The sequence below is a fragment of the Halomonas sp. 72 genome, from assembly GCF_052379785.1.
In the GTDB taxonomy this organism is placed as follows: domain Bacteria; phylum Pseudomonadota; class Gammaproteobacteria; order Pseudomonadales; family Halomonadaceae; genus Vreelandella; species Vreelandella citrativorans.
Genome location: NZ_JBQSYY010000003.1, coordinates 116244 through 140334, shown reverse-complemented (window position 1 = coordinate 140334; position 24091 = coordinate 116244). Strand labels below are relative to the sequence as shown.

Genomic DNA, 24091 nt, shown 5'->3' with positions numbered 1-24091 from the left:
TTTAATCCTTCTCAAGATAGACAGTCCGAGAGGGGAAGGCAAAATCGGCGTCATGACCATGCACGATAGTGATGATATTAAGGTAGATATCTTGCTGGATCGCCAGCCATTCAGCCCATTTCGTGGTCCTGGTAAAACCATAGACCATAATATTTAGTGAGGAATCCGCAAATTCGTTGAAGTAGACGAGGAGAGTCTGCGTGAAATCAATGCCGTCGTGCTTCTGAAGCATCGCGCGAATATCGTTGACGACGGCGGCAACCTTGTCGGCATCCTCGTACCTGAGGCCGACCGTAGTACTGATGCGCCTGTTACGCATCTGCCCCGGATTTTCGACGCTGATCGTTGAGAAAACGGAGTTAGGGACGAAGAGCGGGCGGTTATCGAAGGTGATGATCTTCGTCATTCTCCAACCGATTTCCTCGACGGTACCCTCAATATTACGGTCTGGAGAACGAATCCAGTCGCCAAACTTGAAGGGGCGGTCGAAATAGAGCATCACGCCGGAGAAAACATTGCTTAGAACATCCCGTCCGGCAATACCGATGGCGATACCGCCGAAGCCGCCAAAGGCCAAGAGGCCCGAAAAGCTCAGGCCCAGATGTTCACCGAACAAAAGCAGTAACACCAGCACCATTGCAAGTTTAAGGATGCGAGCGATGCTTGTGGCCGAGGTTTTATCGCTTCCCTTCGTTACCTGATCGGCCGTCAGGCGGTTAATCAGCAGGAAGGTTTGCTGCATGGCGGTCAGACCAATAGCCACCAAGGTCAGGTCGTCAATGATATCCGGCTTTATGGCGGAGACCTTTCTGTCGACCAGTATCTGATTGATGGTCTTGTTCAGAGTCAGCAGGAAACCCGCATTCGCGGCGAACAGAACAACGTGAACGGAGATGCTGTGGGACCAGCTCTTTCTTTTCCGCATGATAAAACCGGAGGCCAGCGCGACCGTCAGAAAAGCTATCAAGAGCCCCGCATTTATCCAGTCGTTGATCATCATGTTTCCGTTCCTTGTTCCAGGCGCCGCCAATTTCGCCCAGCTTCATCGCCATGTAAACCCGTGTTCATTCATAAATACCCATCCGGGCATGGCAAATCTTCTTTATTAAAACGTTATTAGAGCCTAATTAAACATATCACTTCTTAGCAACGCACTACCAATATGCTCAAGCCAAATCACACAACGTAGTGGCATGCGCCCACGACTCTTTTTAGTTGTCCGTGACAACCCTATTGTCCTAATAACACTGCAGCTCACCCAGCGGTAAAAAAATAACCAACGAATCTTTTATTATAAAATTCCTCTTTCAGTCGCTTTTATCAGGTTGTAATCTCTTAATAATAACGTCGTTAAAAGCAGGCCTATCAATAATTAAATAAACGGCGATTGATATTTGTGTCACTAGTTTTTCACTGTCCTGACTTGGCAATGTCATCGTTACCGACCACACTAAGTTAAAATATGATTAAGGGGCGTATCGTTTATGCGGCTATGTATTGTGAGTGAAACGTGGTCACCCGATATCAATGGCGTTGCGCACACGCTAAGCCGCATTAACCACGAACTGCACCAGCAGGGCGTAACGGTCGATGTGATTCGCCCACGCCCCAAAGTACCCGGAAGCGCTACGCATATTGCCCAGGAAATGCAGGTTAAATCTGTCGCTTTACCTGGCTATGCGGAAGTACAGGTAGGCTTGGTAACGCCCGCTAAGCTGCGCCGTTTCTGGCGTAAGTACCGTCCTGATACGATCTATCTTGCTACCCAAGGCCCGCTTGGCTGGGCAGCACGACATGCGGCGAGGAAACTCAATATTCCTCTGGTGGCGGGCTGGCATACCAACTTTGACCACTACTGCCACGATTACGGCGTGTCGTGGTTATCCTCCGCCACGCGGCGCTATTTGCGCTACTTTCATAATGGCTGTACCACCACGCTGGTCCCCACCCATTTACAAGCCGAGACGCTACGCCGCCAAGGCATCCACGGCGTTCAAGTGCTGTCGCGCGGAATCGACGGAGAGCGCTTTTCACCCACTTTTCGAGATAGCGCGTTACGCCGTCAATGGGGAGTGAGTGACCATCAGCCCGTGGCCGTTTATGTCGGTCGTTTAGCCGCTGAGAAAAACCTCACGCTACTCCAGGAAACACTGCAAGCCATGCGTGAAGTGCGCCCGGATATGGCCCAGGTCATTGTGGGTGATGGCCCAGCGCGTGCGCAGCTTGAAAAGGCGCTACCTGATGCACACTTCACCGGGTTCGTCGATAAACATGAATTAGCCCGCCACTATGCCAGCGCCGATATCTTTGTCTTCCCTTCGCTGTCAGAAACCTGGGGCAATGTGATTACGGAAGCCATGGCCAGTGGTCTGGCTGTTGTGGCCTATCGATACGCAGCAAGCGCTGAACTGATCGAAAATGATCAAAACGGAATGACGATAGCGCTTGATGATGGCGACGCGTTTCAGCAAGCGGCCGTCGAGCTTTGCCAACACCCCGCCGACTATGCACGGCTAGGGCGTGTTGCGCGCCTTCGCGCACTTGAGCAAAGCTGGTCGGGCATTGCAGACCAGTTTATGCAGTACCTTCAGCAAGCCCAGGAGAATTACCATGCGTCCGCGCCCGCTTGTCGTATTCGATCGTCTTGATTTACTGGAGTGGCGCCTCTGCCAGCGGGTGACACGGCTCAACCTGTTTCGCCCGTGGCGAATTCTCTTGCAAGCCGCCAGCCGAATAGGTGACTGGCCTATCTGGGTACTGCTGATAGCCGCTCAGCCTTGGCTACAGCCGGATGGAATCTGGCGTATGGTGCAATACACCAGCATCGCACTGCTGGCGATGGCGGCTTATCGCTTAATCAAAACGCGCCTGTGCCGCGAGCGGCCCTTTATTACCTACCTGGGTGGCGTGCATTGCGGTGAGCCTGCGCGTGACCGTTACAGTTTCCCCAGTGGCCACACCATGCACGCCGTAATGTTTAGCGTACTGGTGGCGGCTCATACGCCGTGGCTACTTCCTTTGGTGGTGCCACTGGCCCTGCTAATTGCCGTTTCCCGTGTTGGCCTCGGGCTCCACTACATTAGCGATGTTCTTGCAGGCGCCGCTATGGGTTATGGCTTTGCTCTACTTAGCCTCTATTGGGCAGGCTAAGCATTAACTATTCGCCAATTTAACCACGACGCACTACGTTAAAACCAACCCTGTCATTTACTTGGTCTTGTGAAGACGGCATACGTCCTCTCGCATTCATTAAGGAGTGATGTGATGACCATGACGGTTGGTGAACTTTTTATTGCACTGGTGATTATCTCTCTCGCGCTCGTCGCAAGTAATGCGCTGCGGCTTCGGATTGGTTGGCTACGTAGGCTGTTCTTACCCAGTTCCGTCATTGCTGGTCTTGTGCTTTTATTGATGGGCCCGGACGTTATCGGCCGCTTGCTGCCTACTTTTTTTGAAGAGAGCCCCGGCCTTTTCCCCGCGTATGTACAAGAGAGCTGGTCTGCGCTACCTGGCCTTTTGATCAACGTGGTATTTGCTGCCCTCTTTATCGGTAAAACGATTCCTGGCATTCGTACTATTTGGCTGCGCGCAGGCCCCCAGGTCGTTGTTGGCCAAACAATGGCGTGGGGTCAATACGTGGTGGGTTTGACGCTGGCGCTGTTGATACTTGCTCCCTTGTTTAACATGAACCCCATGGCGGGTGCCCTTATTGAAATTGGCTTTGAAGGCGGCCATGGTACGGCCGCTGGCATGGCCGATACGTTCGCTGACCTGGGGTTTGAAGAAGGCGCTGACCTTGCACTTGGTCTCGCCACCGTGGGCATTGTTTCCGGTGTACTCATTGGCACGCTCATGATTAATATTGCCGCGCGCCGCAACATCATTACGCCCAGCAACGAGAACGATGAACCTGATGACATGATCCGTGAGGACAGTCGTCCTTCTACTGAAGAGTTTAGCGAATTTAAAAAAGACCTCATGCATGAAGCAGGAACCACTGACCCGCTTAGCCTGCATATTGGGTTGGTGGGCATTGCCATTTTAATAGGTTGGCTGCTGCTCTCTGGCCTGCAGTGGATTGAGCAAGCCACCTGGGCAAGCAATGGAGGTCTTGAGATATTAGCGCATGTGCCGCTATTTCCTATCGCGATGATTGGCGGCGTCATCGTCCAGTTAGTGATCACGCGCTTTGGCCTGGAGCACCATGTTTCCACACGCACCATGGCGCGAATTGCTGGCACCGCGCTTGATTTCACCATTGTCGCAGCACTGGCCACGCTGTCACTCACCACCCTAGGGGAGTACTTCCTGCCCTTTTTACTGCTTGCCGTCGCTGGCATTGCCTGGGGGTTATTCGTTCTTATCGTGATTGCCCCCCGAGTAATTCCAGAAGGCTGGTTTGAGCGGGGCATTGGAGACTTTGGACAATCCATGGGGGTCACGGTGACGGGCTTATTGCTGATGAGAATGGCTGACCCCAGCAATAAATCCGGCGCGCTTGAGAGCTTTGGCTATAAGCAGCTTATGTTTGAACCGGTGGTAGGTGGTGGGTTATTTACCGCCGCTGCTCTGCCCTTGATAGGCGAGTTTGGTGCGCTCGCTATACTGGGCTTTTCGGCTATTTTAACCGTTGGCTGGTTAGTCTTTGGCCTGCTGTACTTCGGACGCATGGTGCCCGACAGAGGCCGTGGCCGCTGGCAGAAACAGTAGCCCGCCGCGTTATGCTCACCCCAAACGATCATGCCCACTTGCGTGGGCATGATCGTTTAGTGTACGTATTCTTTTTAGAACGCGCCGTTGGGCGGTAACCATCAAATGTCGGGCGGTATGTCTTCGTGGTTGTCTGTTGTGACCATAAAAGAACTTTTAAACATCATGTATAACCCGATGGCGGAAAACACCAAGAACAGCACAAACATGCATAACATCAATCCCATCGCCATAACGCTTGTTCCTGAAATGCGCGGCTACTGCATTGGCATGTTCTAACCGCTTAGATTTAGTGTGCTGCAAGGATAGACTAAATCGGCGGCGTCATCTGTACAAATCTTTTGCAAATTATAGCCAGGAATCAACAATTTTATAATTTTCAACAACTTAAAAAACACACACAACGCAAAAAAACCACAACGCTTACGCGAAATGGTCATTTTGCATCTCAGCCAATCCCTGGCCTCGACGATTAGCATATCCTTATGCTAATACAAATGAGCGGGTGAATGTCCTTTAACGTCCTGTTCTTCTACTTGGCTCCTGCCTTCCCTTGCTTCCTATCAATCCGCTCATGTTGTTCCTACTCATAATACTGCAGGCTTTAGGCCAACTGCCAACATAAAAACAAAAAACAAACAAAATCAAAAGTTTGAAATAAAAAACACTTTCCTAAAAACAACGAAAACCCTCTTTAGCCGTGTGTAAAAAAGGCACATGCGACAAAAATACCTGCTCATCGAATGGTCACCGTGACACCAATCACCACTTGGGAAGCTGAACGTTTGGCTATTGCTCACTTTATTTCGGCAAAAACGTACTACTTCTTACCCTAACGTGTTATTGCTGGCTAATATAAAGAGAAGGCAAGATACTTCGAAGGCGCGCTTGGTATGGGCTACTGCGTTGCTGATGGCAGCCTTACTGTTTTATGCAAGAATGGTTTTACGCAGGACTGTTTCTACTCACGACTATTTCTGATCAACAAGAAGGGATCATTCAATGAAACGCACATGGGCGATGGGTGTAGTGCTATTAACCACACTGCTGGCGATCAGCGGTTGTAATACGATTCATGGCGCGGGAGAGGATATCTCGGAAGGCGGCCAGGCGATTGAAAGAGCAGCGGAATAACCATAATGATGACCGTCTATCTTTCACACGGCCTGGAAAGCGGGCCCGGTGCCTTGAAAATTCAGGCACTCAAAGGGATCGCCGAAACGCTCGATGATTGTGAGCCGGTCGTTATGGATTACCGTGGCATGGCAGAGCCCCCCAGGCGGCTGGATCACCTGTTGGATACTCTGTCAAAACGCAATGATAACCCCGCAGCGTGTGTGCTAGCGGGTTCAAGCCTGGGAGGATGGCTGAGCGCTGCGGTTAGCGCTCAGCATCCCCTTTTAGGTTGTTTTTTACTTGCCCCTGCGCTTGGCTTACCGGCATACCCTGAAACCTCGCCGATGATTCAGGCTCAGCTTACCCATATCATCCACGGCTGGCAGGATGATGTCGTGCTGCCCGGCCCCGTTATTGAACGCGCCCAGTTACAACAACTCTCGTTACGGATGGTCAATGACGACCATCGTCTTCACGCTAGCCTGGACACCATACTGAGCGACTTTGAGCGTTTTCTAATGCAGTGCCAAGCGCTTACCAAGCAATCAATGCTCGTTTAGCGCGCACAGTGGCAGCGTTATTCGTCTGCCAGGGCGGGTAGCAACGTCTTTAATTTACGCGTTAGTGTATTGCGCCCCCAGCCTAACAATTCCGCTGCTTCTCCTTTACGCCCACCGGTATGTTTTAACGCCGTCTCAATCAGAATTTTCTCAACGTCGGGTACGGCCTCTTCCAACAGATGTGTGTGCCCTTCGGCCAGAGCACGGTCGGCCCACTCCCGAAAGGCACTGCGCCAGTCGCCGTGACCGGCGCTTTCAGTTGCTTGGGGGGAGCGTAGCTCTGGCGGTAAATCCTCCACCAGAATTTCACGCCCAGACGCCATTACCGTTAACCAGCGACAGATATTTTCCAGTTGGCGCACGTTACCCGGCCACGCTAGGCGCGTCAGGTGCTCCTCGGTTTCGGCCGTGAGTACCTTGATGTCGGTGGCAAGTTCTTTGGCGGCTTCAGCAAGAAAATGCCGTGTGAGGCGTGGGATATCCTCACGGCGTTCGGCAAGGCGCGGCAAGTGAATGCGGATAACGTTCAGGCGATGGAAAAGGTCCTCACGAAAGCGCCCGTCATCCACCAGCGACTCAAGGTTCTGGTGCGTCGCAGCGATAATCCGCACGTCGACCTTGACCGGAGTATGCCCGCCCACTCGGTAGAACTCCCCGTCGGCCAATACGCGCAGCAAGCGGGTCTGAGTTTCAGCCGGCATATCGCCGATCTCATCCAGAAACAGCGTGCCGCCGTTGGCCTGCTCAAAGCGCCCCTGGCGCTGGGCAGCGGCCCCGGTAAACGCGCCTTTCTCGTGGCCAAACAGTTCAGACTCAATCAGATCACGCGGGATGGCTGCCATGTTCAGGGCAATAAACGGCTTGCCCGCCCGGGGGCTGTGCTGGTGGAGCGCCTGGGCTACACGCTCTTTACCGGTGCCCGACTCGCCATTGATGAGCACAGTAATATGCGAATGAGAGAGCCGCCCAATAGCCCGAAACACCTCCTGCATGGCCGGCGCTTCACCAATGATTTCTGCGTTCAAACCTTCGGGAACGCTGATCGGCCGTTGGCGCTCGCGCGCATGAGCCACCGCCCGGCGCACAAGCGCCAGCGCTTCATCCACATCAAACGGCTTGGGCAGGTACTCAAACGCACCGCCTTGATAAGAGGCCACTGCGCTGTCGAGGTCCGAATGAGCGGTCATGATGATGACGGGCAAATCCGGATGCGCCTCGCGAATGTGCGACATCAGATCCAGCCCATCAATGCCCGGCATACGAATGTCAGTCACCAGCACATCCGGTGGGGTTTTCAGCAGTCGTTCCAGTACGGTATCGGCGCGTTCTATGCACTCTACATCAAGATCCGGCTGCGCCAATGCACGTTCAAGCACCCAGCGGATAGCGCGATCGTCATCCACAACGACCACCCGTGCAACCTCGTTACGTGTCGCCTCTATCATGATGCTTCTCCGGTGCAATTAATAACCAATGGAATCAGTAAGCGGAACTCGGTGTGCCCGGGCCGTGAGTCACATTCAATCAAGCCTTGATGCTGATGCAGGATCGACTGAGCGATGGACAACCCCAATCCGCTGCCTTCAGCACGCCCTGACACCATCGGGTAGAAGAGCGTTTCTTTAAGCCCTTCCGGGATGCCAGGGCCGTTGTCGACCACACCCACCTCGCTCACTAACCGGTGGCGCTCAGCCCCCAGGGTAAACTGACGCCGTGCGCGGGTGCGCAGCATCAATTCGGGCACAGGGGTCTCGGCATCGCTCATGGCCTGCACGGCGTTTCTGGCCACGTTAAGCACGGCCTGGATCATCTGCGCCTCATCCCCGGAAAGGTCCGGCAGGCTAGGGTCGTAATCGCGGTGGATGGTGATATTCGGATGTTCAGCCACCAGCAGCGTTCTTACCCGCTCCAGCACTTTGTGGATGTTCACCGGCGCGTGCTTAACAATGCGATTCGGGCCAAGCATCGAATCCACCAGATCACGCAAGCGGTCAACCTCCTCCACGATGATATGGGTAAACTCACGCAATTCAGGCTTATCCAGGTCACGCTCTAATAGCTGAGCCGCCCCGCGGATGCCGCCCAGCGGATTTTTCACTTCATGGGCCAAGCCTCGGGCTAGCACTTTGATGGTTTCCTGGCGCGTGGTTAGCGCTTCCTCGCGGGAAATTTGCATCAAGCGGTCACGAGGTTCTACTTCCAGCAGAAGCTCGTCTGCCGACAGGGGCGTCACGGTGTAATCCACCGTCAGCGCTTCACCGTTAACCGGGGTAATGCGCGCCTCGCGCTGGGTGTAGGGATGAAAGGCATCCCGCGCCTTGGCCAACACCTGGTCAATACTTTCATCACCGCCCAGCAGGGTATCCTGGCTGCTCCCCTGCACACGGCTAAAGCTTACTGCCAACAGCGCTTCGGCGGCAGGGTTCATCCAGCGTACGCGGAGCTCACCGTCCAGCAGCAGCACTGCCATGGAGAGATGTTCTAGTAAACGCTGATACATGAAGTGTCCTGAATGTCGCTGATAAAAACGTTCAATACGCAAGAGAAACTGCAAAAAGCACGCCAGGTTGGCCCCTTTCATCAGCATGCACGCCTTATGGGCGCCAAGCCTTGATTCAACGAGCGTTAAGCGCGCAACCTGCCATGGTGCGATCCACCACATGCACTATTTTAGTGCATGGAGTACCGTTAAGGCGCACCCTCTCACTGGTTAAGTGCAATAAAAAACCCCGCCGAAGCGGGGTTTTAGGGCTATCGCGTCAAAACGCGATTAGCAGCTGTAGTACATATCAAATTCGATAGGGTGCGTGGTCATGCGAATACGCTCTACTTCTTCCATCTTGAGTTCGATATAGGCATCAATCATATCGTCGGTGAACACGCCACCTTCGGTCAGGAACGCACGGTCAGCGTCGAGCGCTTCCAGAGCCTGGTCCAGGCTGTTGGCAACGGTCGGTACCAACTTGCCTTCTTCTGGCGGCAGGTCGTACAGGTTCTTGTCCATGGCATCGCCAGGATGAATCTTGTTCTTGATGCCGTCGATACCTGCCATTAGCAGGGCAGCAAACGACAGGTACGGGTTAGCGGTCGGGTCAGGGAAGCGGGTTTCAACGCGCTTGCCTTTGGGGCTGACCGTATAGGGAATCCGGATAGAGGCGGAACGGTTACGGGCGCTGTAAGCCAGCATAACCGGCGCTTCAAACCCCGGCACCAAACGCTTGTACGAGTTGGTAGAGGCGTTGGTGAAGGCGTTCAGAGCGCGTGCGTGCTTGATCACACCGCCGATGTAATACAGCGCCATTTCCGACAGGCCTGCGTATTCATCACCGGCAAACTGGTTCTGACCATCTTTCCAGAACGACTGGTGAATATGCATACCAGAACCGTTGTCGCCAACCAGCGGCTTGGGCATGAAGGTCGCGGTTTTGCCGTACGCGTGGGCCACGTTGTGGATCACGTACTTCATTTCCTGAACTTCGTCCGCCTTCTTCACCAGCGTATTGAATTTAACGCCGATCTCGTTCTGCCCCGCATTCGCCACTTCGTGGTGGTGAACTTCAACGGTCTGACCAATCGCTTCCAGGGTGTTACACATAGCGCCACGGATATCGTGGAAGCTGTCGACCGGAGGAACCGGGAAGTAACCGCCTTTAACGCGCGGACGGTGCCCCAGGTTGCCGCCCTCTACCTGATTACTGGTCGCCCAGGCGCCCTCGTCGGAAGAAATCTTGTACATGGAACCCTGAATATCAGACTTCCAATGTACTTCGTCAAAAATAAAGAACTCAGGCTCCGGACCGAAGAAAGCAGTATCGCCCAGGCCGGTGGACTCCAGGTACGCCTCAGCGCGCTTAGCAATAGAACGCGGGTCACGATCATAGCCCTGCATCGTGGCTGGCTCAATGATATCGCAACGCAAAATCAGAGTAGCGTCTTCGGTGAAGGGGTCGAGGAAAGCAGTGCCATCTTCCGGGCGCAGGATCATGTCGGATTCGTTAATGCCTTTCCAGCCCTCGATTGAGGAGCCATCGAACATTTGACCATTTTCGAAGAACTCTTCGTCTACATCGCGGGCAGGCACGGTAACGTGCTGCTCTTTACCACGAGTATCGGTGAAACGCAGGTCCACCCACTTAACATCATGTTCTTCAATTAGCGCGAGAGTCTTGGCTGACATTGTGCCTCCGATATGGGCGTGGCTTAAAGCATGTAACAGTAAGCTATCGATAAAAGTGTTATTAGACAAACCCCGTCATTCAATAAAGTACGTGCCTGACAGGCCTATCCTTTTTGTTCGCTTAACATTTGCCTGAAATTGAATCACACATCGCCTAGTGATCGTTTCAAACCGGCTATTGTTGTAGCACGCCGAGAGGCATCTGCCTACGGTGGCTAGCCGCTGACAAGTATAATGCAGAGAACATGCCAACCCTGCACCAAAATGACCGGAACAATTACTAACTTGTTGTTTTAATGAATAAAAAATCTGCGCCTACTTGCCTCTCTATGACGCATAAATATTTCCCGAGGCTTTTAAACACACACGGAGCTGTTTTTTTGACCCAAAATAGATCAAACATAAGCATAAACGCACCTAATTGGTGCATGGAAAGATAGTAGAGCGCCCCTCTCGGCTTCCAACCCACCGCACGGCGCGTCAACGCCCTATACTTTTAGCCGCTTGCCAAACATCATGGCCCCGGCTTTTGTGGTGTTCGCCATTTTACTGAGCAGGATAGAGCCCGTGGCACCCATTACTATCAGCAGCAGCACGTAAACCGTTATAGGCAACGCCAACGGCATCACCAACACATCGGTAATGGCAAAAAACATGGGGTGCGCCAGGTAAATACCAAACGAATACTGGTTGATATAGCGCACCCAGCGAGGCGCTGTGATGTCTTTTAAATAACGCATCGCTACAAGCGTTGAGAGCATGAACAGCGGTATCACCCACACTTCCTTGGATGAGAACTGCAGCCACCCCGCCACGCTGGCCGCGACCAGCAGACAAACCAACACGACCAACCACAAAGGCCACGACAGGTACTGCATCCATAAAGGCCGCAGCGGTGCCTGGACTCCACTATCAAAGGGGTAGTAACGCACCAGCACCAGGGCCAGAAAGAACAGATATATCCAGCCCAGAGGAGCCACCCAGAGCAGATACCCCGGCAGCGCCACACCCAACCAATACGCCACTCCCCAGTACGCCATACTCACCCAACAGCTCACCCACAGCCACGGCACCGGGTTAAAGCGCCACAGCTGCCAGCGGGTAAACAGCCAATAAGCGATATAAAACTGCATGGCGATAATCAAAAAATAACCGTGCCACCCGGCGAAAACAAAGTACGCCAGCGCATTAGCGACAAAGCCTACCGGCTCCCCTGCCACGTATAGCCGAACCCACTCGGCCGTCGAGTAGATAAAGCCATATACCAGATAAGGCAGCATGACGTACTTTACCCGTTGGGCCAAAAAGCCAGGCGGCACCGCCTTGTCATAGCGCATGGCAAACACAAACACTGAAATGAACAAAAAGATCGGCGTGCCCAATACCAGCGGCAGGCGCATTAGGTCGGTGGCCAGGTTATCCACACGCTGATTAACGTGGTCCAGCAAATGAAATAAAAACACGGCCACGCAGCCGTATGCACGCAACCAGTAAATTTCCTCTATCCTTTTATGCATACCTGCTCCGTGTATGCCTGACATTCGCCTGCGCTGAACAGTGTCGGCGGGTACGGTGTACGACGCTATAACCCTGCGATAATTCCCGGAGGCTGTTTGTCGCTCTTCTCATTTTCACGTGTATTTCATGGGTTGTTACGTTCCTTGTTGACCAGCCTGACAGCCCTGGCGGGCCTATGGAGCCTGTTTAACACCGCCGTTGCTGGCGAGGTGCACTACGCCACCTTTGACTCGCCCACGCTGGGCCACGCCTACCCTTACACCGTGTATCTACCCGACCATTATGACGCCACTGCCGCCGAGCCTTACCCAGTGGTTTATCTGCTCCATGGCTCTTTTGGTAACGAACGAGACTGGCTAGCCAAGGGCAACCTTGCCCAAACCGCTGATCGTTTGATTCGCGCTGGGCACATTCCGCCTGCCGTTTTCATCATGCCCGGTAGTCGCAGCTGGTGGGTAGACGGCCATAATGAGGCCGCCCGCAGCGCCTTTTTTAACGACTTGATGCCGCATATTGAAAACCAGTACCGAGTGGGCGCCACGCGAGCGCTTCGCGGTGTAGGCGGACTATCCGCCGGAGGGTTTGGCGCGCTTAATTTTGCCCTGGAAAAGCCCGAGATGTTTGCCGCCGCCGCAGCGCTAAGCCCGGCAAGCTATCTTCCGTATCCGCCGAGCAACTCCTCAGCACACCGCCATCCCGCGTTCTTGGATGAACAAGGCCATTTTGATACGGCTTTATGGGACCAGCTCAACTACCCCGCTTACCTTGAAGCGTATCGCATTAACGTAACGCCCCGGCCCAGCGCAGAAGAGAGCGACATCCCGATCGTGCCACTTTACATTAGCGCAGGGCGCAGCGATGTGTACGACGCCGAGTTTCACGCCCGTAAGCTACGCCAAGCCATGGAACGCATTCAACCTAATGATGTACGCTTGGACCTCTACCCCGGCGGGCACACTTGGCGCGTTTGGCGTGCCAGCCTACCTGCGGCCTTAACCTTTATGTTTCAGCATATTGGCAAAGGTCCCATTAACCCATAACTAGCAAAACTAATAAAAACCAAACTACACTTGTGTTTTTCGGCCCACTTACAAGGAAACCACGATGCATCGACATATCGAATGGGAAGACCCCGGCAAAGACAGCGTATCCAAACTGTTTGCTAACGACCACCATGAACACGCCCGCATTGGCACCGGCGATATTTTATCCGCTCGCTACCAAGGTCACATCGTTCACGTAAAAGTGGAAGCCTACCGAGAAGAAGACGCCGTGAGTATTGGCAGCGTTGCCGCCATCATGGACACCAAAGGCCACCATCTTAAAGGCCTTCCTGATCTCAACATCGGTGACATTGTCCGGCTCCCCGATGACAAGCGCGCCTTTGAACACTGGGACAAGGATAAATAAGCGGTTCCAGCACTGTTATGACAAAGAGCCTCCATTGAGGCTCTTTTGCTTAAAGCTGAACGCTAGCGTTAATTTCAAGACAGCACTACAACCTCGCCAACTTTCAAGTATTAACCCATTCAAGCAGCGCGGCAGTAACCGTTAGCGCACCCGCGATGGAGGGATGGTCATCTAAATACCCCAACTCATTATCGCTCGCGCAGGGATCAACTTTTCCATTATCGCTCATATCGACCACTGACGGTTCATCCCCGCCTGTGCGGGAATCGCCTTTAAGCGCCATTGACCTTAGTCATACTTAACGTCAGGCTTCCGCGAAAATCCCCTTCCAGTACATGCTACGCTTAATGCCATCCCCCTTTGATGACAGGACTTTCCCGATGCGTTTACACCCTCTTTTAGGCGTACTGCTGTGCGTTGTAGCACTGCCAGCCTTGGCGCAACCCACCAATGAATGGGCGGGTTACGACGATGTATTTGAGCGCGGTGCGCGGCAGGCCAATGTGTGGGAGTGGGGGTGGACAGGTATTTATGGCGCAAGCCTTGTGGTGGATGCTTACCAGGCAAGCGAAGCAAGCGACCGCGATGACCGTTTTGATGCGCGGATCGGTGTGGTGAAATCAGCCTTGGCGCTTGGCGGGGTGTTGTTGGATAGCCAGCCACACCAGGCGGCGTTGGCGCAGTACGAGCGCTTAAAAGCCCGTGGCGAGCTAAGCGGTGTGCAAGCGCTGGGGTTGGAACTTGCCCAGGCCGAGCGGGCACGCCGTGGCTGGGGTGAGCGGGTGAACTCACTGGTGATCAACAGCATTGCGGGCGGTATTATTGCGGCCGATGGCCGCGAGCGCGACGGGGCGATGAACTTTGCCATGGGCATGCTGGTCAATGAACTTCAGATTTGGACCCAGCCCAACCAGGCGTCTTCCGCTATTAACCGCTTTCAGCCCGCCCGCGTTTCGCTTGGCCCAGTGACGATGGACGGCGAGTATGCGCTGCTGGTCTCTCCCCAGCAGATTAGCGCTACATGGCGTTACTAAAACGCCCTGTGGATAAGTTACTTTGGGATGAGTGTGTGAGCGCGTTTGTCATTGTCACGACGTGGTAAGCGCGTAAAATATTCAGCAATTTTTTTGGCTTCGCCAATTGTTATGTTATAACTTATTCTATTGTTAAGAGGGTACTCTGTGAGTCATCGCACGCACCGCCATAACCGGGAGGGGCCTTGCCACTTCTCTTTAATGTCATTGTCGGCCACGAAACGGCTGCTACTGGTGACGATACCGCTTGTGGCGCTGTGGGCGCTGGTGGTGTGGGCTGGTGGGTGGCCTAAATGAGTCAGCGCACAACATCACGCTTACAGCTTAAGAATTTGCACTTGTCCCAAGGGCATCGCACCGTGCTTGAGCATGTGGATGGCGATATCAGGCCGGGGGCTATTACGGCGTTAGTGGGTGCCAATGGGGCCGGTAAAAGCACTCTGATCCAGGCCATTATGGGCGAACTTCGCCCGGCAGGTGGCAACGTCATATGCAGCGTTCCTTCTGAGCGCCGTGCCTGGCTGCCCCAGCAGTTGGCGCTGGACTTAACCTTTCCCATGAGCGTGGAGGAGTTGGTCATGACCGGCAGTTGGCCAAGCCATGGGGCACTAAAAGGCTACTGTGCGGCGCACTACCGTAAAGGTCGCGACATCATGGCGCGCTTGGGTATTTCGCACTTGGCTCACCGCCCGTTAGGCGAGCTTTCCGGTGGCCAGCGCCAGCGGGCCTTGATTGGGCGTACGTTGATGCAGGAAGCCGAGCTGTTACTGCTGGATGAGCCTTTTGCCAACGTGGACAGCGACACGGTCGATATTTTAATCCGTATCCTGCGCCAGATGGCCGATGACGGTACGACGATTATTATTGTTCTGCACGATATGGACCATTTACGCCGCTTGGCCGATGAAATATTGATGTTAAACGGCGGCCATGCCCGCTGGGTGGCACCCAGTGAACTACATCATCAGCCACTGCCCGCCCAGGCAGTACCTTTTACACTGGGGGAGCACCATGCTGGAACTGCTTAACACGTGGCTAATTGCGCCGTTTGATTATGGCTTTATGCGCCGCGCGGTAGTCGGCGGGTTAGCGCTGTCCATTGCGGCCCCGCCCTTGGGCGTTTTTCTGGTGCTACGCGGCATGAGCCTGATTGGCGATGCCTTGGCGCACGCCATTATGCCAGGCGTGGCAATCGGCTTTCTACTGGCCGGGTTCTCGCTGCCCATTATGAGTATTGGCGGCGTATTGTGCGGGTTAATGGTGGCGCTACTTGCCGGAGCTGTATCGAAGATAGGCGGCCAGCGTGAAGATGCGGCCATGGCGAGCTTTTTTATTATCTCGCTGGCGGCGGGGGTCATGCTGATCTCGATGGGAGGCAGCAGCGTTGACTTAACCCACGTTCTGTTTGGATCGATTTTGGCCGTTAACGCCACTGCATTACTACTGATTGCAGGCATCAGCACGCTGATTTTGGTGACCCTGGCGATCATCTTCCGCGCGCTAGTGGTGGAGTGTTTGGACCCGCTTTTTTTACGCGGCCAAAACCGCCGCAACGGCTGGGTGCACAGCGTATTTTTAGCCTTGCTGGTGCTCAACATGACGGCGGGCTTTCAAACGTTGGGCACGATGATGGCGGTAGGTTTAATGATGCTGCCCGCCACCGCCGCGCGTTTTTGGAGTAGGCGCCTTGAAGGCTTGATGGCGATTGCCGTTGTGATCGCCATGGTCGCCAGTACCGGCGGCTTGCTGCTCTCTTTTCATCTGGATATTCCCTCAGGGCCGAGCATTATTCTGCTGGCCGGCGTGGGTTATCTTTTCTCGGCGATGTTCGGGCGCTACCACAGTCTGGCTGCCCGGCTAAGGCGTAAAACAGCCCCGCTCAGTGCGGAGGCATCTACGTAACATCATTCAACAGGAGTCGGTATGTCTTTACGGTTATCTTCGCGCTTATTGGTTGGCGTATCCGCCATGTTGGCACTGCCCGCGGCCATCGCAGCAGACCGCGTTCAGGTGGTGACAAGCTTCTCCATCCTGGCCGATATGGTCGAGAACGTGGGCGGTGAGCACGTTGAAGTAACATCACTGGTGGGGCCTGACGGTGATTCGCACGTCTACTCCCCTCGCCCAGGCGATGCACGCGCACTGACAGAAGCGGATCTTGTGGTGTTCAATGGCCTACTGTTCGAAGGCTGGATGGAGCGGCTCATTGAATCCAGCGGCTACAACGGCGCATTGATCACGGCCACTGATGGCATTAACAAGCTCGACTACCATGATCATGGGCACGACCACGGGCATGACCACGATCATAATCACGACCATGACCACGGGCACGACCATGCGCATGGTGAATTTGATCCTCATGCCTGGCAGGATATGGCCCAAGCGCGGATTTACGTTGCCAATATTCGTGACGGGTTGATTGAGGCCGATGAAACTAACGCCGATGAGTACCAGGCTAACGCCGATAATTACCTGGCCAGCATGGCAGAAGTCGATGCTGAAATTCGTGAGCTCATCAGCGAAATCCCGGCCTCGACCAGCGTGATTACTGGCCACGACTCCTTTGGCTACTTCTCGAATGCTTACGGCGTCAACTTTTTGGCACCTGGCGGCTTATCGACCGAAGTAGAACCCAGCGGCGCCAGCATGGCCGAGCTGGTGGACGTGATCAACGACCAGAACGTACAAGCCCTGTTCCATGAAAATATGACCAATCCTGCGGTCATTCAGCAGCTTTCTGAAGAGACGAGCCTGCCGATTGCCGGAACGCTGTATGCCGATGCGCTCTCTTCCGAGGGCGAAGCGAGCACCTACCTTGGCATGATGCGCCACAATGCGGTAGTGCTGCACGAAGCACTGGCCCAGCCGGGCCATGATGACCATGCGCATGACCATGACCATGACCACGGGCATGATCACAGCGAGCACAGCCATAGCCACTAGGCATTGGTTGCTAAGGTCAGCCACTCTCTAAAACAGGCCATGGCCTGGGTTTCTGGCCGCGATTGTAAGCGCGTCAGCCAGTACCCGCCTAAACTCACCGCGGTGCTGAACGGTTGTACCAAAGCACCGCTGGTGAGCTGGCGTGAGAACATTGAAGGCGGTGCCAGGGCGATGCCTACGCCCTGCTGTGCGGCTTCTATCATGGCAATAGAAGAGTCAAACACGATACTTCTTGGCACAGAAACACTGCTGGATAACCCCGCCGCCAGTAGCCACTGCGTCCACTCATCGGTGCGATAAGAGCGTAGCCATGTTTCACCCACGACATCGGCCGGCGTCTTTAGCCGGGTGGCGATGTCAGGCGTGCACATGACCGACAGCGAGGCTGGCAACAAGGGCTGGGCCGCAATACCGTGCCAAGCGCCTGTTCCAAAGCGGATAGCAAAGTCGAACCCTTCCGCGGCCATATCCGTACGGTTGTTATGGGTCGAAAGGCGCAGATCAATAAACGGATAACGCTCCTGAAAGTCAGCAAGCCTGGGCAGCAACCAGCCAACAGCGAACGTGCCCACCGCGCCCACATTCAATACCTCCCGATAGTTCTGCTCGCCTAATTGATCCAACGTGTGCGTAATCTGATCAAACGACGCCTTGAGGACCGGCAGTAGCATTTCGCCCTCTTGCGTTAACATCAGCCCGCGCGGCAGGCGGGTGAACAGCGCTACCTTCAACTGGCTCTCCAGCAGTTTTACGTGATGACTTACGGCCGCTTGCGTCACGCATAGCTCGGCAGCCGCTCGGGTAAAACTCAGGTGCCTGGCCGACGCTTCAAAGGCACGCAGGGCTTTTAGTGGTAAGTAGGGACGCACGACACAGACCCCCAAATTTTTCTAATGGCTTATGCAAAATATCGCTGTTTGTCACCTTGTACGGTTCGCCGTAACGTAAGCAACGAATCAGCGGGGCCAACACCCGATGTTAACCAACAACACGTAACGGGTTTTCTGATGAACAAGATGTTAACAGCAAAGAATGCGCTTATTGTGGCAGGTTCGTTTCTTATCAGCGCTTTTGGCTATGCGAATGATGATCCGCGCAGTCTGCCGGTGGCGTCGGTGGTCAACGACACTATCGTAGCCTTGATGGACGCGCACAGTATCCCGGGCATGGCCGTAGCGGTGAGCGTTAAGGGCACGCCCTATTACTTTAATTATGGGGTCGCCGATCAAGAGGCTGGCGTGCCGGTAACCACCGATACGCTGTTTGAGTTGGGTTCCGTCAGTAAGACGTTTACGGCGACGCTGGCGGCTTACGCTCAGGCCAGCGGTGCTCTGTCACTTTCCGACCCCGCCAGCCAGTACCTGCCAGCCCTTGAAGGGAGCTCCTTTGATAACATCAGCCTGTTGGAACTGGGCACCTACACGGCGGGCGGGCTGCCGTTGCAGTTTCCAGATAGCGTCAACAACGAAGACGACATGGTCGCCTACTACCGCCAGTGGGCACCGACGTATGCGCCAGGCACCCATCGACTCTATTCAAATCCGAGCATTGGATTACTCGGTTACCTGACCGCCCAGCGGCTTGGAAAACCTTACGCCCAGTTGATGGAAGCGCACGTGCTTTCAGCACTCGGCCTTGAACACAGCTACTTGCAGGTACCTGAAGACGCCCAGGCGAACTACGCCTTCGGGTACTCAAAAGAGGATGAGCCGATTCGAGTGAACCCCGGCGTACTGGATGCAGAGGCCTACGGGGTAAAGTCGAATAGCGCCGATATGCTGGCGTTCATTAACGCCAACATGGACAACTCAGCGGTGGATGAACCGCTGCGCGAAGCACTGGAAGCAACCCGGATGGGCTACGTCAACATGGGCGATATGACCCAAGGCCTCGGTTGGGAACGCTATGCCTACCCTGTGTCGCTTGACCAGCTACAAGCAGGCAATTCAATGGAGATGGTGCTGGAGGCGAACGAGGCCGAGCAGCTTCAGACACCGCTACCGGCAGATGACGATGTGTGGTTTAACAAGACGGGCTCAACCAATGGCTTTGGCGCTTATGTCGCCTTTGTACCCAGCCAGCAAATAGGCATCGTGATGCTCGCCAACCGCAATTATCCCAACCAGGCACGCATTGAGGCCGCCCACCATATTCTGACGACACTTACGGCGACGCCCTGAAAAAAACCGCCTTTATGCCACGAGCCTTCCTAAAGGCTCGTCATTAAAGCGCTCTTTTATGCATTGCATTTTGGGTGGTGGATAAGGAGACTTGCACTACCGCGATCCCCCCACTGCAAAGAGCCAATACCATGCGCCTTAACGCCGACTTTAGCCACTTTGCCTGCGTAACGCCGGACCAATATCAATGGGTCGATTCGCCCAGTGCAGGCGTCACACGCATGATGCTTGATCGCATCGGCGAGGAAGTCGCCAGAGCGACCAGCCTGGTACGCTACGCGCCCAACAGCCAGTTCACCGCACATACCCACGACGGCGGGGAAGAGATCCTTGTACTAGAGGGCGTGTTCGGTGATGAGCACGGCCGCTACCCCGCGGGCACCTATCTGCGCAATCCTATCGGTACGGGCCACACCCCGCACATAGGCGATGAGGGCGCGCTCATCCTGGTGAAGCTTCACCAGTTTGCAGCCAATGACATTCTTCAACTGGCCGTTCCTGCTCACCGTTTACCTTGGCAGCCGGACCGTCGCCCAGGCATTACCTATAAAATGCTGCATACCTTTCACCAGGAGCGCGCCAGCCTGGAGCGGTGGGAGGCGGGCGTGACGATTGCCTACCCGACGCTGGGCGGTGGCCTGGAAGCGTTTGTTCTGGAAGGCTCCTTGTGCGACGGCGATACCGAATACCCGACGGGCAGCTGGTGTCGCTACCCTCCCGGCGCCGCTCCCCAACTTAGCGCGGGCAGCGCAGGGGTCAAGCTCTACTTAAAACGCGGGCACCTGCGGCTTGATTAACGAGTCAGGCCAAGAAATGGCAGCAGCGTAAGCAGTGCCACCATAACGACCGCCACCATTACCAGGGTGACCTGAAAGGGATGCGCCGCCAAGCGGCGCCATAAGGTAGGTGCATCGCCTTGGCTCACGGCCTCGGCGTGCGCTTGCCGAGCCTTGGTGAAGCGCTCGGCTTGATACACCGCCAGTGCTGCTTCGGCCGCCTCACGCTGGGTTTCATCACGCAGCCAGATCGCGTCCACCCCTAAGCGGAAAAAACCGGCCTGCGTTTCATAGGTATCAAAACCATGTTCTGCCAGTAGTGAGCGGACTTCCATGGCTTCTTCATCGGTAACGTAGCGCAGCCGAAACAGCAAGTGTGCCATATCAGTCGCCCATCGCCGCCATTAGGTCGGCCTGGATAACTTCGATCCAGTAGCCGTCCGGGTCTTTCACAAAAATGACGCCCTGCATTTTGCCTTGATCCGCCCGCTTTATGAACGTCACATCGTGCTCATCAAACCATGCCTGGGCCGCTTCCAAGTCCGGCACGCTAAAGCAGATATGTCCAAAGCCCTGCGGTTCGGCATTGCCATCGTGGTAGGCAAAATCGTCCTGGTCTTCGGTGCCCCAGTTATGGGTAAGTTCTAACAGCCCCTTTTGGCTGAAGGTCCAGGCCGTACGCGCCTGGGTATCTTCCGGCACCTGGTCGTTGGCTTCCAGGTTCGCCAGAAAGTAGAGCGAAAACTGCATCTCTTCGAAATCCAGCCGACGCAGCACCTGCATGCCAAATACCTGGGAGTAAAAGGCCAATGAACGCTCGGGGTCTTTCGCCCGCAGCATCGTATGGTTTAAGCGAAACCCTTGGGTTTGCGCAGGGGCCGGACGAACGCCTTTATGCTGTTCACCTTGCAAAGTCATCTTGGGCTCCTTGTGGGAATTATGCTGTTAAATGAATTGATTGAGCGGTTATCTTTGACAAAAACCATACCGTGTACAAGCCTATCGCTAACCGTTTCACACCGCATGATGCCGTTGTGATGACATACCATGAGGGCAGAACAGCCATTATTCCAGCCCCGCTTACCCTACCGGCCTCCCCTTACACATCGTCTGCGCTTTACAGCACCGCCCAAGGCAAGGATAGTAGCCTGACGACAGGGGCGCTTGAGACTCTCAAGCTGAGATGCACCCTTAGAACCTGAACCGGATAATACCGGCGTAGGAAGTCGCGGTGTCATCACACCCGATCTACGCTGTGAGGTGGCCATGACATCACTCCCGCTGAGCGACGCGCTTTCCGCTGTACAACGCACCACGCCGTTAGTGCACTGTATTACCAATTTTGTAGCGATGAACAGCACAGCTAACTGCCTGCTGGCTGTCGGCGCTTCCCCTGCCATGCTGCATTCAACTGAGGAAGTCGCTGAGTTTACTCGCTTGGCCGGGGCACTTTCGATCAATATCGGTACGCCTTCACCACACTGGGCAGAAGGTATGCAACTTGCCGCCAAAACGGCCAACGAGCACAATACCCCCTGGGTATTGGACCCGGTTGCAGTGGGCGCCACTTATTACCGTCAAACGCTTTCACAAACGCTATTGGCTTTTAAGCCCAGCGTGATCCGTGGCAATACCTCAGAAGTCATGACGCTTTCCGGCTTGACCCACGCGGGCCGTGGGGTGGATGCCACGGCCTCTACGGATGAAGCGCGTGAGGCCGCCATTAACCTCGCCAAGCAGCAGCGCTGTATTGTCGCGATGACCGGCGTGCAGGATTTTATTACCGATGGCACTCAGCACTGGCGCTTGAGCGGCGGACACGCGCTTATGCCGCGTGTCACTACGCTTGGCTGCGCGTTAAGTGCCACCGTTGCCGCCTTTGTAGCGGCCAGCCCCGGAGCTCCCTTGAACGCCACGTTAGCCGCACTTACAAGCTTTGCTATCGCGGGTAGCCGCGCTGGACAACAGGCGGCAGGCCCGGGTAGTTTTCAGGTAGCCCTGTTGGACGCCTTGTATCAGCTAACGCCTACAGACGTCCGTCAGTTTACCGGGCTGGAGGAAGGATAATGCGTTTTGATCTTTCGCTTTATCTGGTCACTGACGCTCAACTCTGTCAAGCCGCAGGGCTAGAGCGCACCGTTATTGAGGCCGTCAAAGGGGGCGTCAGTTTTGTTCAACTGCGCGATAAACACGCAAGCGATACCGACATGATTGAACAGGCCAGGCGCTTGAAAGCCGCCCTGGCGGGTAGCGGGGTACCACTGGTGATTAATGACCGCTTGAACGTTGCCTTGCAAAGCGGCGCCGATGGGCTGCATGTCGGCCAAAGCGATACAGCGGTTCAAGAGGCACGGGCGGCCATGGGGCCAGAGGCAATTATCGGGCTTTCGATTAATACGCTTGAGCAGCTTCATGCAGCCCCCGTGGCCCTGCTCGACTACGTGGGCCTGGGCCCGGTGTTTACCACCCAAAGCAAGCAGGACCATGCTAAACCGTTGGGGTTTGAAGGCCTGGCTCAATTAGCCGCGGCCTGCACCTTGCCAAGCGTGGCCATTGGTGGGCTCAAGGCTGAACACGCCCAGCAGGTCGTTGCAGCCGGTGCCAATGGCCTGGCGGTTATCTCCGCCATTTGTGGCCAGCCTGATCCTTACCAGGCCGCACGGGCGTTGGCTCGGCCATGAACCAGCTCGATCATATTGCCGCTTTTGTCAAAGTTGCCGAGCTTGGCAGCTACACGCGGGCCGCTGCAGCATTGGATCTTTCCCGCACGCGGGTATCACGTATTGTCATGGCCCTTGAAGAGACGCTCGGGGTGCGGCTTATTCAGCGCACCACGCGGCGCCTGCATTTAACCGCCGAGGGCGAGCGCTACCTTGCGCATGCCCAAGCGATTTTACAGGCGCTTGATGAGGCTGCCGCCGACGTAGGCAGCGGTGTTTCTGAAATAAGCGGCCGTTTACGCATCAACGGCCCCATGAGTTTTGGCATGCGCCACCTCTCCCCGCTGGTGGCGCGCTTTATGGTGGCGTATCCTGGCCTGGACGTACGCCTGGACTTAGGTGACCGCCGCGTGGATCTTCTCGAAGAGGGCTACGATGTGGCCATTCGTATTGGCAACCTGCCCGACTCAAGCCTGATCGCCAAGCGTCTGACGCGCTGTCAAATGCTGTTTTGCGCATCCCCGGCGTACCTTGAAACCCATGGCGTGCCGGAAAATGCAGAGGCGCTTGCGCACCACCGCTGCCTGCGTTACCGCAGCGATTTAGCCAATAGCAACTGGCGTTTTGAAAATATGACGCTGACACCCCAAGGCCCGCTTGAAAGCAACAATGGCGATGTTTTAACCCATGCCGCCGAGGCAGGTATCGGTATCGCTCATCAACCCAGCTTTTTGGTAACGGAGAGCATTATCGCTGGGCGCCTGGTTCAGTTACTGCCGCACATCCCTCCCAAGATGCTGGATATTCATGCCATTTACCCTGCGCGACGCTTTTTACCTGCCAAGGTAGAGCGGTTTATTGAGTTGTTAACGGATGCCTGGGGTAGCCCGCCTTACTGGGAGCAGGAGATGGGATTGTCGCCTATTTCGCAACAGTGATGTTTGGTACGCGTGGATTATCTCTGCCGTCAATGAACGTAAAGTGTCCCCATTGAACTTTCATCA

Annotated in this window: 25 protein-coding genes and 1 riboswitch; of the genes, 16 read left to right on the top strand and 9 right to left on the bottom strand. The window is 54.9% G+C overall.

What is annotated here, in order from left to right; genetic code table 11:
• Position 1 precedes the first annotated feature (1 nt).
• Complete coding sequence (locus tag ACT3T6_RS04550; protein ID WP_193053623.1) at positions 2 to 1000, bottom strand: mechanosensitive ion channel family protein; 999 nt, start codon at positions 998 to 1000, stop codon at positions 2 to 4.
• 484 nt (positions 1001 to 1484) lie between these two features.
• Between ACT3T6_RS04550 and ACT3T6_RS04545 the strand changes: the two genes are divergently transcribed.
• The 5 genes from ACT3T6_RS04545 (at position 1485) to ACT3T6_RS04525 (ending at position 6386) form a co-directional block, all read left to right on the top strand.
• Positions 1485 to 2648 carry a glycosyltransferase family 4 protein gene (locus tag ACT3T6_RS04545; RefSeq protein ID WP_193053624.1) on the top strand — a complete coding sequence of 388 codons (1164 nt, stop codon included), beginning with the start codon at positions 1485 to 1487 and terminating at the stop codon, positions 2646 to 2648.
• Positions 2611 to 3150: a phosphatase PAP2 family protein gene (locus tag ACT3T6_RS04540; RefSeq protein WP_172117678.1), complete on the top strand. Its 540-nt coding sequence runs from the start codon at positions 2611 to 2613 to the stop codon at positions 3148 to 3150. Before ACT3T6_RS04545 ends, ACT3T6_RS04540 begins: the two co-directional genes overlap by 38 nt.
• A gap of 114 nt (positions 3151 to 3264) precedes the next feature.
• Positions 3265 to 4710, top strand: coding sequence for a sodium/glutamate symporter (locus ACT3T6_RS04535; RefSeq protein ID WP_193053625.1), 1446 nt, complete (start codon positions 3265 to 3267; stop codon positions 4708 to 4710).
• Positions 4711 to 5712: 1002 nt separating this feature from the next.
• Entirely contained in the window at positions 5713 to 5844 is a 132-nt protein-coding gene (locus tag ACT3T6_RS04530) for an entericidin A/B family lipoprotein (RefSeq protein ID WP_087108872.1), read from the top strand.
• Positions 5845 to 5849: 5 nt separating this feature from the next.
• Entirely contained in the window at positions 5850 to 6386 is a 537-nt protein-coding gene (locus tag ACT3T6_RS04525) for a YqiA/YcfP family alpha/beta fold hydrolase (protein WP_172117680.1), read from the top strand.
• 17 nt (positions 6387 to 6403) lie between these two features.
• Here the strand turns inward: ACT3T6_RS04525 and ntrC are convergent, their stop codons facing one another.
• The 4 genes from ntrC to ACT3T6_RS04505 all read right to left on the bottom strand — a co-directional run bounded on the left by ntrC (position 6404) and on the right by ACT3T6_RS04505 (position 12080).
• On the bottom strand, positions 6404 to 7831 hold the full coding sequence (ntrC, locus tag ACT3T6_RS04520; protein WP_193053626.1) for a nitrogen regulation protein NR(I): 1428 nt from the start codon (positions 7829 to 7831) through the stop codon (positions 6404 to 6406).
• Positions 7828 to 8886 (bottom strand): nitrogen regulation protein NR(II), encoded by a 1059-nt coding sequence (gene glnL, locus ACT3T6_RS04515; protein ID WP_193053704.1) that lies wholly within the window; start codon positions 8884 to 8886, stop codon positions 7828 to 7830. Before glnL ends, ntrC begins: the two co-directional genes overlap by 4 nt.
• A 270-nt stretch (positions 8887 to 9156) precedes the next feature.
• Positions 9157 to 10563, bottom strand: a complete 1407-nt coding sequence (gene glnA / locus ACT3T6_RS04510) for a glutamate--ammonia ligase (protein WP_172117682.1) — start codon at positions 10561 to 10563, stop codon at positions 9157 to 9159.
• Positions 10564 to 11051: 488 nt separating this feature from the next.
• Positions 11052 to 12080 carry an acyltransferase family protein gene (locus tag ACT3T6_RS04505; RefSeq protein ID WP_193053627.1) on the bottom strand — a complete coding sequence of 343 codons (1029 nt, stop codon included), beginning with the start codon at positions 12078 to 12080 and terminating at the stop codon, positions 11052 to 11054.
• Positions 12081 to 12245: 165 nt separating this feature from the next.
• Here ACT3T6_RS04505 and ACT3T6_RS04500 point away from each other — a divergent pair, with 165 nt between their 5' ends.
• On the top strand, positions 12246 to 13121 hold the full coding sequence (locus tag ACT3T6_RS04500) for an alpha/beta hydrolase (protein ID WP_226913444.1): 876 nt from the start codon (positions 12246 to 12248) through the stop codon (positions 13119 to 13121).
• Positions 13122 to 13185: 64 nt separating this feature from the next.
• A complete protein-coding gene (locus ACT3T6_RS04495) occupies positions 13186 to 13491 on the top strand; it encodes a hypothetical protein (RefSeq protein ID WP_193053628.1) in 306 nt (101 codons plus the stop codon).
• Between the two features lie 103 nt (positions 13492 to 13594).
• Here ACT3T6_RS04495 and ACT3T6_RS04490 read toward each other — a convergent pair whose 3' ends face one another.
• Positions 13595 to 13774 (bottom strand): hypothetical protein, encoded by a 180-nt coding sequence (locus ACT3T6_RS04490; protein ID WP_193053629.1) that lies wholly within the window; start codon positions 13772 to 13774, stop codon positions 13595 to 13597.
• Between the two features lie 97 nt (positions 13775 to 13871).
• Between ACT3T6_RS04490 and ACT3T6_RS04485 the strand changes: the two genes are divergently transcribed.
• From ACT3T6_RS04485 to ACT3T6_RS04470, 4 genes are all read left to right on the top strand, one after another.
• Positions 13872 to 14525 (top strand): hypothetical protein, encoded by a 654-nt coding sequence (locus ACT3T6_RS04485; RefSeq protein ID WP_193053630.1) that lies wholly within the window; start codon positions 13872 to 13874, stop codon positions 14523 to 14525.
• Positions 14526 to 14818: 293 nt separating this feature from the next.
• Positions 14819 to 15553 (top strand): metal ABC transporter ATP-binding protein, encoded by a 735-nt coding sequence (locus ACT3T6_RS04480; protein WP_193053631.1) that lies wholly within the window; start codon positions 14819 to 14821, stop codon positions 15551 to 15553.
• Entirely contained in the window at positions 15537 to 16427 is an 891-nt protein-coding gene (locus ACT3T6_RS04475) for a metal ABC transporter permease (RefSeq protein WP_172117693.1), read from the top strand. Before ACT3T6_RS04480 ends, ACT3T6_RS04475 begins: the two co-directional genes overlap by 17 nt.
• A gap of 21 nt (positions 16428 to 16448) precedes the next feature.
• Positions 16449 to 17471 (top strand): metal ABC transporter solute-binding protein, Zn/Mn family, encoded by a 1023-nt coding sequence (locus ACT3T6_RS04470; protein ID WP_193053632.1) that lies wholly within the window; start codon positions 16449 to 16451, stop codon positions 17469 to 17471.
• Here ACT3T6_RS04470 and ACT3T6_RS04465 read toward each other — a convergent pair.
• Positions 17468 to 18340 (bottom strand): LysR family transcriptional regulator, encoded by an 873-nt coding sequence (locus tag ACT3T6_RS04465; RefSeq protein WP_287077399.1) that lies wholly within the window; start codon positions 18338 to 18340, stop codon positions 17468 to 17470. The two genes, ACT3T6_RS04470 and ACT3T6_RS04465, sit on opposite strands and share 4 nt — an antisense overlap.
• A 147-nt stretch (positions 18341 to 18487) precedes the next feature.
• On the opposite strand from ACT3T6_RS04465, the gene ampC reads away from it, so the two are divergent.
• Together ampC and ACT3T6_RS04455 are read left to right on the top strand one after the other, a co-directional pair.
• Positions 18488 to 19651, top strand: a complete 1164-nt coding sequence (ampC, locus tag ACT3T6_RS04460) for a class C beta-lactamase (RefSeq protein ID WP_412767869.1) — start codon at positions 18488 to 18490, stop codon at positions 19649 to 19651.
• Positions 19652 to 19782: 131 nt separating this feature from the next.
• Positions 19783 to 20448: a cupin domain-containing protein gene (locus ACT3T6_RS04455; RefSeq protein ID WP_193053635.1), complete on the top strand. Its 666-nt coding sequence runs from the start codon at positions 19783 to 19785 to the stop codon at positions 20446 to 20448.
• Here ACT3T6_RS04455 and ACT3T6_RS04450 read toward each other — a convergent pair.
• Positions 20445 to 20810, bottom strand: coding sequence for a DUF6164 family protein (locus ACT3T6_RS04450; protein WP_087108910.1), 366 nt, complete (start codon positions 20808 to 20810; stop codon positions 20445 to 20447). The two genes, ACT3T6_RS04455 and ACT3T6_RS04450, sit on opposite strands and share 4 nt — an antisense overlap.
• Position 20811: 1 nt before the next feature.
• On the bottom strand, positions 20812 to 21345 hold the full coding sequence (gloA, locus tag ACT3T6_RS04445) for a lactoylglutathione lyase (protein ID WP_172117697.1): 534 nt from the start codon (positions 21343 to 21345) through the stop codon (positions 20812 to 20814).
• A gap of 228 nt (positions 21346 to 21573) precedes the next feature.
• A riboswitch (TPP riboswitch) is annotated at positions 21574 to 21669 on the top strand.
• 24 nt (positions 21670 to 21693) lie between these two features.
• On the opposite strand from gloA, the gene thiM reads away from it, so the two are divergent.
• Genes thiM through ACT3T6_RS04430 form a run of 3 tightly spaced genes read left to right on the top strand, consistent with a single transcriptional unit; the run spans position 21694 to position 24025 of the window.
• Positions 21694 to 22494, top strand: coding sequence for a hydroxyethylthiazole kinase (gene thiM / locus ACT3T6_RS04440; RefSeq protein ID WP_172117698.1), 801 nt, complete (start codon positions 21694 to 21696; stop codon positions 22492 to 22494).
• The gene (gene thiE, locus ACT3T6_RS04435; RefSeq protein ID WP_193053636.1) at positions 22494 to 23108 is read left to right on the top strand and encodes a thiamine phosphate synthase; all 615 of its coding nucleotides are present in this window, start codon (positions 22494 to 22496) and stop codon (positions 23106 to 23108) included. Before thiM ends, thiE begins: the two co-directional genes overlap by 1 nt.
• Positions 23105 to 24025 carry a LysR family transcriptional regulator gene (locus tag ACT3T6_RS04430; RefSeq protein ID WP_193053637.1) on the top strand — a complete coding sequence of 307 codons (921 nt, stop codon included), beginning with the start codon at positions 23105 to 23107 and terminating at the stop codon, positions 24023 to 24025. The genes thiE and ACT3T6_RS04430 overlap by 4 nt, the downstream gene beginning before the upstream one ends.
• Positions 24026 to 24091 lie beyond the last annotated feature (66 nt).

Bases quoted from the DNA above. Each gene is read 5' to 3' on its own strand.
- glnA (WP_172117682.1), bottom strand. From the start codon at position 10,563: ATGTCAGCCAAGACTCTCGCGCTAATTGAAGAACATGATGTTAAGTGG.
- thiE (WP_193053636.1), top strand. From the start codon at position 22,494: ATGCGTTTTGATCTTTCGCTTTATCTGGTCACTGACGCTCAACTCTGT.
- ntrC (WP_193053626.1), bottom strand. From the start codon at position 7,831: ATGATAGAGGCGACACGTAACGAGGTTGCACGGGTGGTCGTTGTGGAT.
- ampC (WP_412767869.1), top strand. From the start codon at position 18,488: ATGTTAACAGCAAAGAATGCGCTTATTGTGGCAGGTTCGTTTCTTATC.
- ACT3T6_RS04550 (WP_193053623.1), bottom strand. From the start codon at position 1,000: ATGATGATCAACGACTGGATAAATGCGGGGCTCTTGATAGCTTTTCTG.
- ACT3T6_RS04535 (WP_193053625.1), top strand. From the start codon at position 3,265: ATGACCATGACGGTTGGTGAACTTTTTATTGCACTGGTGATTATCTCT.
- ACT3T6_RS04430 (WP_193053637.1), top strand. From the start codon at position 23,105: ATGAACCAGCTCGATCATATTGCCGCTTTTGTCAAAGTTGCCGAGCTT.
- ACT3T6_RS04490 (WP_193053629.1), bottom strand. From the start codon at position 13,774: ATGGCGCTTAAAGGCGATTCCCGCACAGGCGGGGATGAACCGTCAGTG.
- ACT3T6_RS04485 (WP_193053630.1), top strand. From the start codon at position 13,872: ATGCGTTTACACCCTCTTTTAGGCGTACTGCTGTGCGTTGTAGCACTG.
- thiM (WP_172117698.1), top strand. From the start codon at position 21,694: ATGACATCACTCCCGCTGAGCGACGCGCTTTCCGCTGTACAACGCACC.
- ACT3T6_RS04495 (WP_193053628.1), top strand. From the start codon at position 13,186: ATGCATCGACATATCGAATGGGAAGACCCCGGCAAAGACAGCGTATCC.
- ACT3T6_RS04545 (WP_193053624.1), top strand. From the start codon at position 1,485: ATGCGGCTATGTATTGTGAGTGAAACGTGGTCACCCGATATCAATGGC.
- gloA (WP_172117697.1), bottom strand. From the start codon at position 21,345: ATGACTTTGCAAGGTGAACAGCATAAAGGCGTTCGTCCGGCCCCTGCG.
- ACT3T6_RS04475 (WP_172117693.1), top strand. From the start codon at position 15,537: ATGCTGGAACTGCTTAACACGTGGCTAATTGCGCCGTTTGATTATGGC.
- ACT3T6_RS04505 (WP_193053627.1), bottom strand. From the start codon at position 12,080: ATGCATAAAAGGATAGAGGAAATTTACTGGTTGCGTGCATACGGCTGC.
- ACT3T6_RS04525 (WP_172117680.1), top strand. From the start codon at position 5,850: ATGATGACCGTCTATCTTTCACACGGCCTGGAAAGCGGGCCCGGTGCC.
- ACT3T6_RS04450 (WP_087108910.1), bottom strand. From the start codon at position 20,810: ATGGCACACTTGCTGTTTCGGCTGCGCTACGTTACCGATGAAGAAGCC.
- ACT3T6_RS04540 (WP_172117678.1), top strand. From the start codon at position 2,611: ATGCGTCCGCGCCCGCTTGTCGTATTCGATCGTCTTGATTTACTGGAG.
- ACT3T6_RS04455 (WP_193053635.1), top strand. From the start codon at position 19,783: ATGCGCCTTAACGCCGACTTTAGCCACTTTGCCTGCGTAACGCCGGAC.
- ACT3T6_RS04480 (WP_193053631.1), top strand. From the start codon at position 14,819: ATGAGTCAGCGCACAACATCACGCTTACAGCTTAAGAATTTGCACTTG.
- ACT3T6_RS04470 (WP_193053632.1), top strand. From the start codon at position 16,449: ATGTCTTTACGGTTATCTTCGCGCTTATTGGTTGGCGTATCCGCCATG.
- glnL (WP_193053704.1), bottom strand. From the start codon at position 8,886: ATGTATCAGCGTTTACTAGAACATCTCTCCATGGCAGTGCTGCTGCTG.
- ACT3T6_RS04530 (WP_087108872.1), top strand. From the start codon at position 5,713: ATGAAACGCACATGGGCGATGGGTGTAGTGCTATTAACCACACTGCTG.